At 68.2% G+C, this 13252-nt stretch carries 12 protein-coding genes; 7 read left to right on the forward strand and 5 right to left on the reverse strand.

Annotated elements, in window-relative coordinates; genetic code table 11:
• Positions 1-109: 109 nt before the first annotated feature.
• The 5 genes from AC6CHY_RS16445 (at position 110) to AC6CHY_RS16465 (ending at position 5685) form a co-directional block, all read left to right on the forward strand.
• Positions 110-793, forward strand: coding sequence for a DUF4245 domain-containing protein (locus AC6CHY_RS16445; protein ID WP_217388651.1), 684 nt, complete (start codon positions 110-112; stop codon positions 791-793).
• Between the two features lie 141 nt (positions 794-934).
• Positions 935-1573 carry a carbonic anhydrase gene (locus AC6CHY_RS16450; RefSeq protein WP_217388650.1) on the forward strand — a complete coding sequence of 213 codons (639 nt, stop codon included), beginning with the start codon at positions 935-937 and terminating at the stop codon, positions 1571-1573.
• 136 nt (positions 1574-1709) lie between these two features.
• The gene (locus AC6CHY_RS16455; protein ID WP_498227413.1) at positions 1710-3122 is read left to right on the forward strand and encodes a class II fumarate hydratase; all 1413 of its coding nucleotides are present in this window, start codon (positions 1710-1712) and stop codon (positions 3120-3122) included.
• A gap of 221 nt (positions 3123-3343) precedes the next feature.
• Positions 3344-3958: a TetR/AcrR family transcriptional regulator gene (locus AC6CHY_RS16460; protein ID WP_498227414.1), complete on the forward strand. Its 615-nt coding sequence runs from the start codon at positions 3344-3346 to the stop codon at positions 3956-3958.
• A 53-nt stretch (positions 3959-4011) separates the two neighbouring features.
• On the forward strand, positions 4012-5685 hold the full coding sequence (locus tag AC6CHY_RS16465; RefSeq protein WP_498227415.1) for an MDR family MFS transporter: 1674 nt from the start codon (positions 4012-4014) through the stop codon (positions 5683-5685).
• 102 nt (positions 5686-5787) lie between these two features.
• Here AC6CHY_RS16465 and AC6CHY_RS16470 read toward each other — a convergent pair whose 3' ends face one another.
• Complete coding sequence (locus AC6CHY_RS16470; protein WP_498227416.1) at positions 5788-6273, reverse strand: NUDIX hydrolase; 486 nt, start codon at positions 6271-6273, stop codon at positions 5788-5790.
• Positions 6274-6278: 5 nt separating this feature from the next.
• Positions 6279-6797, reverse strand: coding sequence for a prepilin peptidase (locus AC6CHY_RS16475; protein WP_217388646.1), 519 nt, complete (start codon positions 6795-6797; stop codon positions 6279-6281).
• A gap of 97 nt (positions 6798-6894) precedes the next feature.
• Here AC6CHY_RS16475 and AC6CHY_RS16480 point away from each other — a divergent pair, with 97 nt between their 5' ends.
• Positions 6895-7770, forward strand: a complete 876-nt coding sequence (locus AC6CHY_RS16480; RefSeq protein WP_217388645.1) for a hypothetical protein — start codon at positions 6895-6897, stop codon at positions 7768-7770.
• 31 nt (positions 7771-7801) lie between these two features.
• Here the strand turns inward: AC6CHY_RS16480 and phoH2 are convergent, their stop codons facing one another.
• Positions 7802-9106 carry an RNA 5'-3' helicase PhoH2 gene (phoH2, locus tag AC6CHY_RS16485; RefSeq protein ID WP_254456026.1) on the reverse strand — a complete coding sequence of 435 codons (1305 nt, stop codon included), beginning with the start codon at positions 9104-9106 and terminating at the stop codon, positions 7802-7804.
• A 246-nt stretch (positions 9107-9352) separates the two neighbouring features.
• Positions 9353-10114, reverse strand: coding sequence for an isoprenyl transferase (locus AC6CHY_RS16490; RefSeq protein ID WP_217388643.1), 762 nt, complete (start codon positions 10112-10114; stop codon positions 9353-9355).
• A 216-nt stretch (positions 10115-10330) separates the two neighbouring features.
• On the opposite strand from AC6CHY_RS16490, the gene trhA reads away from it, so the two are divergent.
• Positions 10331-11011 (forward strand): PAQR family membrane homeostasis protein TrhA, encoded by a 681-nt coding sequence (gene trhA, locus AC6CHY_RS16495; protein ID WP_217388642.1) that lies wholly within the window; start codon positions 10331-10333, stop codon positions 11009-11011.
• Here the strand turns inward: trhA and AC6CHY_RS16500 are convergent.
• The gene (locus AC6CHY_RS16500; RefSeq protein ID WP_217388641.1) at positions 11008-13242 is read right to left on the reverse strand and encodes a thioredoxin domain-containing protein; all 2235 of its coding nucleotides are present in this window, start codon (positions 13240-13242) and stop codon (positions 11008-11010) included. The genes trhA and AC6CHY_RS16500 overlap by 4 nt on opposite strands.
• Positions 13243-13252 lie beyond the last annotated feature (10 nt).

Consider the following 13252-nt stretch of genomic DNA (forward strand, 5'->3'; position numbering starts at 1 on the left):
CGGGGCCAACTAGTCCCTTTCGGCCCGACTTGCATTACGCGCCCGGCCGCATCCGGGGCCGGTGCCCGCCCGTTTAGATTCTGCGCGGCGGATGGGCGAGAATGGAGGGGTGAGTGAACACCCCGAAGGCCCCGCCGTACCCGCAGCATCCCCCGCAAGCGCCACCACCCCGGCGCCCGTGGACGCCGACGCGCCAACGCACGTTTCCGCTTCGGCGCCGGAGGATGCGCAACAGCCCGTCAAGCCCGTCCTGACCCCCTCCCAGGCCAAGCGCGCCAACCAGACGCTCAAGGGCATGATCATCTCGGTGTTGCTCACCGTCGCCGTGGCGATCCCCGTCATCCTGATCAACCCGCCCGACAAGGCCGAGAACTTCCGCGCCCCGGTCGACGTTGCCGATGTCGCCTCGCAGGCCGCCGCGGATGCCGACTTCACGCCCTGGGCACCGAACCTTCCCGAGGGCGACTACGTGAACTTCGCGCGCTGGATCACCGGGAACGTCGACGGGATCAAGTTCTGGGAATTCGGGGTGGTCACCAAGGACGACGAGTTCGTCTGGGTCAGGCAGACCGCCGGGGCCAACCCGTCCTGGCTGGCCGCGGTGACCGAGAATGCCGCCCTCGCCGGCACCCACGCGGTGGACGGGACCGACTGGGAGCTGCGCACCAAGGGAAAATCCGAGATCCTGATCGGAACGCTCGGCAAGTCGACCATCGTGCTGACCAGCGACAGCGGCCTTGGCACCCTTGAGTCGCTGGCCCGCCTGGCCCAGCAGGAGATCCCCGCAAAGTAGCGGGTCCGCCGCCGGGACGTCGAATACGGCACGGAAGTGTGAGAATTGCCACAGCGCACCCCCTCGGCGCGCCCCGATTGCGGGCTTCACGAAACGTAGGGCGTGCCAACCCGGGCAGTCGGGGCGTCTAAGCTAAAAAACATGAATGAATCCGACGTCCCCGTCGACCACCTTGACCTGACTCCCGCACAGGCATGGCGGAAATTGCGCGAAGGCAATTCCCGCTTCGTGGCCGGTCACACCGACCACCCCAACCAGGATGCGCTGCGCCGGCAGTTCCTGGTGGACAAGCAGCACCCCTTCGCCGTGATCTTCGGTTGCTCGGACTCCCGTCTCGCCGCCGAAATCATCTTCGACCTGGGCCTGGGCGACGTGTTCGTGGTGCGCACCGCCGGCCACGTCATCGACTCGGCGGCACTGGGCTCCCTGGAGTACTCGGTGGCCATGTTGAACGTCCCGCTGATCGTGGTCCTGGGCCACGACTCCTGCGGCGCGGTGACGGCCACCATCGATTCGGTGGAAAGCGGAACCATGCCCCCGGGCTTCATCCGCGATCTCGTCGAGCACATCACCCCGTCGGTGATCACCGCCAGGCGCAACGGCATCCGCGACGTCAACACCACCGTGGTGGAGCACGTGCAGCAGACCACCCACCGCCTGGTGGAACAGTCGCGCATCATTTCCTCGGCCGTGGAGGAGGGCCGCACCGCGGTGATCGGGGTGACCTACCGCCTGGCCGAGGGCAAGGCGGAAATGGTCTCCGGTTTCGGCGTGCTCTAGCCGCAACCGCTGCGCCCACCTGCAGCCCGTGCCACGGGCTGCAGGTGGGCGCCTTTTTATTCCCGCGTTCGCCATTGGGCTGAACTGTGCGCCCGGCCACTGCCGAAGGCCGTGCATGCGGCGTAGCGTGTCTGGCATGGACACTTCTGCAGATTTCCGCATCGAACACGACACCATGGGCGAGGTCCGCGTGCCGGCCGCCGCCCTCTACCGGGCGCAGACCCAGCGCGCGGTCCAGAACTTCCCGATCTCCGGAAAGAAACTCGAACCCGCGCACATCCGGGCCCTGGCCCAGGTGAAGAAGGCAGCCGCCCTGGCGAACCTGGAGCTCGGGGTGCTGGATGCCGAGCGCGCGCATGCCATCGTGGCAGCGGCCGACGAGGTCGCCGCGAACAAGTACGACGCGCATTTCCCCATCGACGTGTTCCAGACCGGCTCGGGAACCTCGAGCAACATGAACATGAACGAGGTGCTCGCCGAGCTGGCGACCCGCGCGCTCACGGCGGCCGGCTCCGACACCGTGGTGCACCCCAACGACCATGTCAACGCGTCACAGTCCTCCAACGACGTGTTCCCCACCTCGGTCCACGTCGCTGCGACCGCCGGGCTGCTCGGCGACGTGATCCCCGGCCTCGAGGTCCTGGCCGCCTCCCTGGAGGCCAAGGCCGTCGAGTTCAGGGACGTGGTGAAGTCCGGACGCACCCACCTGATGGACGCGACCCCGGTGACCCTGGGCCAGGAGTTCGGCGGCTACGCCGCCCAGATGCGCTACGGCGCCGAACGCATCATGGCATCCCTCCCGCGCGTGGCCGAGGTGCCGCTGGGCGGCACCGCGGTGGGCACCGGCATCAACACCCCCGACGGCTTCCCCGAGCGCGTCATCGAGCTGCTGGCGCAGGACACCGGGCTGCCGCTGACCGAGGCCCGCAACCACTTCGAGGCCCAGGCCAACCGCGACGGGCTCATCGAGGCCTCCGCCCAGCTGCGCAACATCGCGATCTCGCTGATGAAGGTCAACAACGACCTGCGCTGGATGGGCTCGGGCCCCAACACCGGGCTGGGCGAGATCGCCATCCCGGACCTGCAGCCCGGATCCTCGATCATGCCCGGCAAGGTCAACCCGGTGATCTCGGAGGCCGCGATCATGGTCGCCGCCCAGGTGATCGGCAACGACACCGCGATCGCGTGGTCCGGGACCAACGGGGCGTTCGAGCTGAACGTCGGCATCCCGGTGATGGCCTCGAACCTGCTCGAGTCCATCCGCCTGCTGGGCAACACCACCCGGGTGATGGCGGAAAAGATGGTCGACGGGATCACCGCCAATGTGGAGCGCGCCCGCTTCCTGGCCGAGGCCTCCCCCTCGATCGTCACCCCGCTGAACAAGTTGATCGGCTACGAGAACGCGGCGAAGATCGCCAAGAAGGCGGTCGCCGACGGGCTCACGGTGCGCGAGGCGACCGTGGCCCTCGGCTTCGTCGAGCGCGGCGAACTCACCGAGGCGCAGCTCGACGAGCTGCTCGATGTCACCACCATGACCGGCAAGCACTGACCGGTCGGACGAACGGGCTCTTCTTGGCGGGGGCGGTGCACCGGGGTTTGGTCCCCAGTGCACCGCCCCCCGGCGTGTCTGCGCCGCCGCGCCGCGCCTCGGTGTGGGCGCGGGCACAACATTTGCACTGAGGTTTGATTAGTGCAAAACTGCACTCTGTGAAGAATAGTGCAACAAAGGCTTCGGCCGAGCCGGCCACCCCGCCTAGCCTCAGCGCCCGCATGCTGAAAACCCGCCTGTCCATCTCGCGGAACGCCCGAGAGCTGACGGCCGAAAACGGCTTTGCCGGGTTCACCATCGAGGAACTCTGCGCCCGGGTCGGGATCTCCCGACGCACCTTCTTCAACTACTTCGCGACCAAGCTCGATGCAGTGTTCGGGCACTCGGAGGACGGCCTATCCGCCGAGGCACTTCAGCGGTTCATGGACGCCCGGCCCGCCGACACCGTGGGCATCTCCCCCACCCTGCTGGCCGACCTGGTTGCCCTCGTGCTGGAACAGCTGCGCCGGGACGAGTCCGAGATCCGCGGTGTCCACGGCTTCTTCACGATCCTGCACCGCGAACCGGAACTGCTGGCACGCATGATGAAGGTCGGCCCGGAACGCCAGGCCGAATTCACCGCCCTGGTGGCCAGGCGCGAAGGCGTGGCGGCCGACCACAGCGGCATCGGCATGCTGTTGCATTGCCTGCAATTTGCCACCCACCGGGCGATCGAGCGCTATTTGGCCGCTCCCGACGGCCCATCGCTGGAGGAAGAATTCCTCTCCGTCCTGCACCAGACCCGGGAACTCTTCCACCAGCACCTCCCGTCCGACGAACGGCATCCAGCACCCTGACCCGCCGGCAGCTCCCCGCCACGCATCTTTCCCTCCACACGCAAGGAACCACCATGTCCACCACCACCGCGTCCCGGCCCACCCCGGGCCCGGCGCCGTTGCTGCTGACGCAACGGCGCATCTGGATCATCTTCTCCGCGCTGATCGCCGGCATGATGCTCTCCTCCCTCGACCAGACCATCGTCTCCACCGCCATGCCCACCATCGTGGGGCAGCTCGGCGGGGTCGAGCACCAGGCGTGGATCACCACCGCCTACCTGCTGGCCACCACCATCGTGATGCCGATCTACGGCAAGTTCGGCGACGTGATGGGACGGCGCAACCTGTTCCTGATCGCCATCGCGCTGTTCACCCTTGCCTCCGTGGGGGCCGCGTTCGCCGGGACCTTCTGGATGTTTGTGTTCTTCCGTGCCATGCAGGGCCTGGGCGGCGGCGGGCTGATGATCCTCTCGCAGGCCATCATCGCCGACATCGTCCCGGCCTCCGAGCGCGGGAAGTTCATGGGCCCGCTGGGTGCAATCTTCGGCCTCTCGGCCGTGGCCGGTCCGCTGCTGGGCGGTTTCTTCGTGGACCACCTGACCTGGCAGTGGGCGTTCTACATCAACATCCCCATCGGCATCGGCGCCTTCCTGATCGCCTGGTTCGCGCTGACGATCCCGAGCAAGAAGTCCACCAAGAAGATCGATGTGCCCGGCGTGCTGCTGCTCTCGATCGCCACCACCTGCCTGATTTTCTTCACCGACTTCGGCGGATCCAGGAACCACGGCTGGGCAGCGCCCGAGACCTGGGCCTGGGGCGTGGGAATGCTCGCGGCCATCGTGCTCTTTGTGATCGCCGAGGCCCGCGCCGAGGACCCGATCATCCCGCTGTCGCTGTTCAGGAACCCTGTCTTCGTCAACGCCACGGCCATCGGCTTCACCCTGGGCCTGGGCATGTTCGCTGCCATCGCGTTCGTCCCCACCTTCCTGCAGATGTCCTCGGGCACCTCCGCCGCCGTTTCGGGGCTGCTCATGGTCCCGATGATGGTCGGCCTGATGGGCACCAGCATCTTCTCGGGAATCGCGATCACCAAGACGGGCAAGTACAAGGGCTACCCGATCGCCGGCGCCCTGGTCACCGCCGTGGCCATGCTGGCCTTCACCTCGCTTTCGGCAGCCACCCCGCTGTGGCTGATCTGCGTGTACCTCTTCGTGTTCGGTGCCGGCCTGGGACTGATCATGCAGGTCGTCGTGCTGGTGGTGCAGAACGCCGTGGACCCCGCCATGGTCGGCACCGCGACCTCCACGAACAACTACTTCCGCGAGGTCGGTGCGTCCCTGGGCGTGGCGATCTTCGGGGCCATGTTCACCAACCGGCTCTCCGAGAAGCTGACCGAGGTCTTCACCGGCGCCGGGGCCAACGCCGCGGATGCCGGCAACGCCACCGCGACCCTGGATCCGCAGACCATGTCACAGCTTCCGGAGGCCGTGCGCGAGGGCATTGTCAACGCCTACGCCGATTCCCTGGCACCGGTGTTCTGGTACCTGATCCCGTTCATCCTCATCGCCTTCGTGCTGGCGCTCTTCCTCAAACAGGTCAAGCTCTCGGACACCGCCGGCATGGTGGCCCGCGGCGAGGCCATCGGCGGCGAGGAGGCACAGTCCCTGGAGGATGCGGCACGCTCGGGTGCGAAGGTCTCCGCCGGCGCCTCCGCCGAGGAAACAGCGGGTTCGGAGCCGAAGGGCTAGGTTCCTTCGCCGTCGCCGCACGTTGGCGCCCCACAGGAGACCAGCCGATTCCCGCCCGGGGACCGGAGGGGCGGACCTGCGGGGCGCCTTTCGCGTCAGGTGTCAGCCAGGTTCGGGGCCGCCGGTGATGAAGTGGCCCGATTCGGCGGGCTCGAGGGTCCAGTCGATGGCGCGTTGGTGCTTGGGCGGCAGTGCCGGCAGCTGCCCCAGCTCGAACCACGCCACCTCGAGGTTCTCGTCGTCGTTGACCCTCGCCTCCCCGCCCAGGTATTCCCCGGCCAGGATGATGTCCAGGTACTGCGCGCGGTCCCCGTTGGGGTAGACCGCCTCGTCGGTCGTTGCCACCCCGACGAGGCGGGTGATGGCGCAGTGCACCGCGGTTTCCTCGAACACCTCGCGCACCGCCGCGACTGCCGGTTCCTCGCCCGGCTCCAGGATGCCGGCCGGAAGCGTCCAGCGCCCGTTGTCGGCCCGGCGCACCAGCAGCACGCGGCCCCCGTGAATCACCACGGCCTTGACCCCGGGCAGCCACAACGGGTCGTTGCCGATCTTCCGGCGCATCCGGAGAATGAATTCCGGTGTGGGCATGGCGGCTATCCCGCCACGGCAAGGGCCAGGGCGGCTCCCGCCAGCATGAACGGGCCGAAGGCGACCGAGGAGCGCAGGGTGACCTTCCGGGCGAGCAGCAACACCACCGACCAGAGGGCCCCGATGATGAATGCGAACGCGGTGGCCCACAGCAGGTGGGTGTAGGAGAGGAAGCCGAGGTAGAGCCCCAGCACGGCGGCCAGTTTCACGTCCCCCAGCCCCATGCCGGCGGGCGCAATCAGGTGCAGCACCAGGTAGCCGGCGAACAGGATGACGGCTCCCAGGACCATGCGCAACAGCACCATCGGTTCCCCCGCCAGCAGGGCGGCCGCGCCCAGCAGCACCAGCGCCGCAATGAACCACGGGCCCAGGATCCGGTTGGGCAGCAGGTGCGACTTGAAGTCGATAATGGTCAGTCGCACGGCGTTGAAGAGGTACAGCGCCAGGGCCAGCGCGGCCAGGATTCCGGCCACAGTGGCCAGGGCGGGGTCGGCGGCAAACCAGTGCAGGATTTGTTGCGGCATGGGCCAAACCCTACGCGGTGTGCGGCCCCGCTGTCAGCGGCGGCACGCCACCTGCAGGGCAAAGGCACGCGATGTGGCTCCTCGCTACACTGAAGGCATGGATCAGCTCAATGGTGCGGCAGTTTTTCCCGACCCCGACCGGGCACCGAGCAAGGAACTCATGGGGCACTTCCGTCGGCTTGCCCGCTCCTCCCCCTGGCTGTGGAACACCATCCAGATCCGGATCGGCGTCACCGACAAGGAACGCCGCGGGCTGGCCTTTGCCGCCCCCGGCCGCCCCCGGCACCTCACGGTGCTCATCAGGCGCCCGGACGCCATCCGCGTCGAGGAGGAGGACGGCACGGTGCTCTTCCGCACCGAGCACATCAACGACTCCCGCGACGCCGGCTTCGTGGCCGCGACCCGCAAGAGCTGGCTGTTGCCGCCGCAGCTGCTGGCCCCGGTCTACGGGGACGACGGCCTGGTCTCCCGGCGACCGGAGGCAGCCTATGGCAACGAGCTGATGCCGGTGGGTTTGTGGGGCGCGTTCCTGGATCCGGTCGAGGTCGCCGGTTTCGCCCCGGGCCCGGCCGACATGTCCTTCCCCCACCCCAGCACCATCCATGCGCTGCGCAGGCTCACGGACGAATCGGGCCGCGAATGCCTGGAGGCGGAACTTTCCCGGGGCCATTCATATGCCCCGGTCAATGCGGAGGCGCCGCTGCTGGGCCCGGGCCGCACGCGGGTGCGGCTCGACCGGGCCACCGGCATCTGCGTGCTGCACCAGGTGCTTGACGGGCCGGATGCGGGGCTCGAGCACCGGGTGTCCGTCATCGCCGTGGACGAGTACATGATCGACGGGTTGTTCACCCAGCCGCGGGCCTCGCTCAGCGATGTGCGGCAGGCGCCGCTGTGGCCGATCCCGGGGCTGGCGGACCACCCCGGACCCGCGGATCGCGACAACGCACGGCACCGTGGCGGGCCCGCGGCCTAGGACCGCGGGACCGCCCCGGGGTTGCACCCGGCTAGTGGATGCGGTCCTCGAGCAGCTCGGTGACCAGCGCGGCGATCTCGGAGCGCTCGGAGCGGGTCAGGGTCACGTGCCCGAAGAGGTGGTGGCCCTTGAGCTGTTCGACCACCGCCGCGACGCCGTCGTGCCGCCCCACCCGCAGGTTGTCGCGCTGGGCCACGTCGTGGGTGAGGATCACCTTGGAGTTCTGCCCGATGCGCGAGAGCACCGTGAGCAGCACGTTGCGCTCCAGCGACTGCGCCTCGTCGACGATCACGAACGCGTCGTGCAGCGAGCGTCCGCGGATGTGGGTCAGCGGCAGCACCTCGAGCATGCCCCGGCTCATGACCTCGTCGATGGCGTTCTTGGAGACCACCGAGCCCAGGGTGTCGAACACGGCCTGCGCCCAGGGGTTCATCTTTTCCGCCTCGGCGCCGGGCAGGTAGCCCAGCTCCTGCCCGCCGACCGCGTAGAGCGGGCGGAAGACCATGATCTTGCGGTGCTCGCGGCGTTCCATCACCGCTTCGAGCCCGGCACACAGCGCGAGCGCCGACTTGCCGGTGCCGGCGCGGCCGCCGAGGGAAACGATGCCGATTTCCTTGTCGAGCAGCAGGTCCAGGGCCAGGCGCTGTTCGGCGGAGCGGCCGCGCAGCCCGAAGGCCTCGCGGTCCCCGCGCACCAGGCGCACCAGGTGGTTGCGGTCCACCCTGCCCAGCGCCGAGCCGCGCGGGGAGTGCAGGATCAGCCCGGTGTTCACCGGCTGCTCGGCTGCCTCCTCGAGCTCCAGGGACTCGTCGGCGTAGAGCGCCGACATGTCTTCCTGGCTCACGTCCATCTCGTGCACGCCGGTCCACCCGGAGTCGGCGATCAGCTCGTTGCGGTATTCCTCGGCGGTCAGGCCCATGGCCGAGGCCTTGATGCGCATGGGCATGTCCTTGGACACCAACGTGACATCCAGGCCCCCATCGAGCATGGCCTTTGCGACGGCGAGGATGCGGGTGTCGTTGTCCGCGTTGCGGAACCCCACCGGCAAGACGTCGGGCGCGATGTGGTTCAGTTCCACGCGCAGGGTGCCGCCCTGCTTGCCGACCTCCATGTCGTTGGCCAGCCCGCCGTGCTTGCGGCCCAGGTCCTCAAGGGTCCGCAGTGCCTCGCGGGCAAAATAGCCCAGCGTGGGGTCGTTGCGCTTGTGCTCGAGTTCGGTGATCACTGTCAGCGGCAGGACCACATGGTGTTCGGCAAAGCGCAACATGGCGTGGGGGTCTGCGATCAACACCGAGGTGTCCAGGACGAAGGTCCGGGTACCTACCGCCGATGCCATCTGGGTGGCAGTCGCTGCCGAGTCGGCGGGTGCGGTTGATGGGTTTTCCTGTTTCGCTACCACTGTGGCTCCTCGCGGGGAGTGCTGCCCCGTTCAGCGGGCAATGACGGCTTCATCACCCGTTACGCTCAACATACGCCGAATGCATCGGGCAAACCTAGAGTTCGGCCCGCGCCGTGGTTAAGAAAAGGTGAAGCTTGGCCGACGCCCGGATGTCGCAGCGGAGCGCACCGGCCGAACCATGGGTCAGGAGCCGAAGCGGCGTTGCCTGTCGGCGAAGTCCCGCAGCGCGCGCAGGAAGTCGACGCGCCTGAAATCCGGCCACAGCGCCTCGCAGAAGTAGAACTCCGAATAGGCGCTTTGCCAGGTGAGGAAACCGGAGAGGCGTTGTTCGCCCGAGGTGCGAATGACCAGGTCCGGGTCCGGCTGGCCCTTGGTGTAGAGGTGGGTGGCCAGCTGGTCGGGATCGAGGTCCTCGGCGATCTGCGCCGCATTCAGCCCATCGGCGTGGCCCTGGAGCAGCAACGCCTTGACCGCATCGACGATTTCCTGCCGGCCGCCGTAGCCGACCGCGACGTTGACGTGGATGCCGGTGACGTGCGCGGTGGAGGCCTCCAGCTCGCGCAGCTTGTTGGCCAGGTAGTCGGGCAGCAGTTCAAGGTTGCCGACGGGTTTCACGCGAACGGTCTTGGTTTCACCCAAACGGTCCAGGGTGTTGGCGATGATCCCCATCAGGGCGTCGAGTTCCTCGCTGGAACGGCTCATGTTGTCGGTCGACAGCATGTAGAGCGTGACCAGGTTGATGTCCAGTTCCTGGCACCAGCCCAGGAATTCCAGGATCTTGTCGGCACCGGCCTGGTGTCCGCTGGCCGTGGTCTGTCCCGACAGCTTGGCCCAGCGACGGTTCCCGTCCACGAGCACGCCGATATGCGCGGGCAGCTTTTCCGGGGTCAGCATTCCCCGCAACCGCCGCTCATAGAGCCGGTAGACGAATCCCGGTAGTTCCACGGCGATACTCCTGCTTGTGCTTGGGGCGGGGCGGCATGCAACCGCCAACGGGCTGCATGTTCAACTTAACGCTACCGGGTTCCCTCCCCGTCGGTGCGCCAAGACGCGGGCATTGCGTCTGGGAATACTCCGAGCAAGACCTCCGGCCGGAACGTTCCGCGGCTTTCAGGTGCCCGCGGCCACCAAGGCTACCGATTGGTAGTTTAGGCTGGGTCCATGACCCAACCATCCGGCAGACCCTCCCAGCCACCGGTTCCGGCGCAGCCGTCCAAGCCCTTGCTGCGCGGCTGGATCCATGCGGTCACCGCACCCCTGGCCTTGGTCGCCGGCATCGTGCTTGTCGTTCTGGCACCGGCGGGCGCCGCGAAGATCACCAGTGCCGTCTTCGCGCTCACCGGGGTGCTGCTCTTCACCGTGTCGGCGTTCTATCACCGCGGAAATTGGTCGCCGGAGACCACCCGCGTGCTCAAGCGGATCGACCACACGAACATCATGTTGCTGATCGCCGGTTCCTACACCCCGCTCGCTTGGGCCCTGCTTCCGGCCAGGTCCGCAACCATCCTGCTGGTCGCGATCTGGATCGGGGCGTTGGCAGGGGTCGGTTTCCGGGTCTTCTACACCGATGCACCGCGGTGGCTTTACACCCCGGTGTACGTGTTGCTCGGCCTGGCGGCGTTGCTGTTCATCGGGGACTTCTTTTCCGCCAGCCCGTCCGCGGCGATCCTCATTTGCGTCGGGGGCGCCTTCTACATTGCAGGGGCGGTGTTCTATGCCATGAAGGCACCGAACCCCATCCCGGAAATCCTGGGGTTCCACGAACTCTTCCATGCGTTCACGCTCATCGGCTTCGCCTGCCACTTCACCGCCATTGCCATCGCGGTTCTCGGCACCGCCTAGGGCCCCGGCGCGGGTCGCGAGAGACCCGGGACGAACAGGGCCGCCAATGCGGGCAGGTCACTGACAGGCGCATGGCAGATGCCGCCGCGGCACACGTAGAGCCGCAACTGGCCCTTGGGCCCGGCCGGGTAGGCCGCGTTTTCCGCGCCTGCACCGGCGAGTTGGGCCACGCCGGCCAGCACCCCCAGGCGCACCGCGGCCCGGCGCTCGGAATCGGTGCCGCCGGCCACCACAAGCTCGGTGCTTGAGCCGTGGACGAAACGGGCCGCCACGCCCAGTGCGCTTCCGGCACCGTGGGGCGCCCGGTCGGCAATCGCCGGGACGAAGCCCAGCAGCATCCGAACCAGCGCGAGGTCGGCCTCGCCGGGGCCTGACCCCGATTCCGCTGCGTTGCCGCCGGTCTCCAGCTGCCTGCGGCCCGCCCTGTTCAGCAGGGCGGCTGCCAGCAGCGAGGTGGCAGCCGGCACCGCGTCATCCAGGGCCTCCGCACTGGCGGCGCCCCCGCGCATGGCCCGGACCCGGGGATCGTTCCCGGCACTGTCCTGCGGCTTACCGCCTTCCAGGAAAATCTCCAGCGCGGCGCTGAGGACATCGTCCGCACGGGCAAACCAGATCCGGTCCCCCGAGGCGACAGCCAGCTGCTGGAATCCCAGCGCCACCGCCGCGTAGTCCTCGAGGACCGCGGCTATGGCGGTGCCCGCCCGCCCCTGGTGGCTGATGCGGTGGAGCACGGCCCCGGTTTCGCCGCGCGCCGGAACCCAGTGCACGCGGTGCAGGTATTCGGCCGCCCGGGTGGCGGTGGCGAGCATGCGCGGTTCGCGCAGCAGCACCGCTGCCTCGGCCAGCGAGGCGATGGCCAGGCCGTTCCACCCCGCAACGACCTTTTCGTCGCGGCCCGGTTGCACCCGTGTCGCACGCTCGGCGCCGAGCATCTTGAAGGCCGCCTCCAGCCCGGGCCATTCGGCAAGCGTCGGGGTGCGGGACAGCGCAATGGTCATCGGCACGTCTTGCGCGGGATCACTTGCCTGCTGCGCGTTCTCGGCCGGGAGCGGCGCGCCCTCCCACAGCTGCCAGAAGACGTTTCCGGCACCCGGAAGCGCCCCGGGGCGCTGACCGCTTGGGCCCGAGTCACTGGCATCGGGCTCCCCGAGGATTCGTGCGACCTCGCCCCGGCTGAAGGTGTAGGTGGCACCCTCGTGGTGGCTGCCGTCGGGCATGACGGTGTCGGCGTCAAGCGAGGAGGCGAATCCCCCGCCCGGAAGCCGCATTTCTTCCTCCAGCCAGCGGTGGATGCCGCGTGCCGAGACGCGGCAGAGTTCGGCGGCCTCGGCGTCGGGCAGCTGCGCCGCCGCCCTGGCGTACAAACCCAGCAGCTGCGCGTTGTCGTAGAGCATCTTTTCAAAGTGCGGGATCTTCCACTGCGGATCCACGCAATAGCGGGCAAACCCGCCGCCCACGTGGTCTGCCAACGCGCTGCGGGCCATGGTTTGCAGTGTCCGCGATGCCAGCCCGGTGGCCTGCGCCGCCTCGGATCCCTGCCCCAGTGACGCCCGCAGCAGGAAGTCCAGCACGGCACTCGGCGGGAACTTGGGAGCCGGGCCGAAGCCGCCGGTTGGATCCTCCAGCGCGGCCAGCCGCCGCACGGCAGTGCCCAGCACCGGGGCCAGGACCGATCCGGCACCGGCGGTGGGCAGCGGGAGCTCAAGGGAAAACATCTTGGCCTGCCCGCCGGCGACGGAGCCCAGATGGTCGGCCAGCGTGGCAGCCTGTAGTTCCAGGGCGTCGCGGCGGTTGTCCCAGGCATCGGCGACGGCCTCGAGCACCTGCATGAAGGAGGGCATGCCCGGCCGGGGAACCGGTGGGAAATAGGTTCCGGCATGGATGGCGCGGCCATCGGGGAGCGTGAACACGCTCATGGGCCAGCCGCCGGCACCGGTGAGCGTTTGGGTTGCCGCCATGTAGGCGCCGTCGACGGCCGGATGCTCCTCGCGGTCGACCTTGATGGGCACGAAGTGTTCGTTGAGGTAGGCGGCGATCCCCGGGTCGTCAAAGGATTCGCGGGCCATCACATGGCACCAGTGGCAGGCTGCGTATCCGATGGACAGGAACACCGGGACGTCGCGGGACGCTGCCAAGGCAAAGGCCTCGTCCCCGTACGGCCACCAGTCCACCGGCTGGTGAGCATGCTGTCTTAAGTATGCCGAGGCGCTCGAGGCGATTCGTTGTCCCATGCTGGCACCC

The sequence above is a fragment of the Paeniglutamicibacter sp. GQ140 genome (assembly GCF_059759235.1).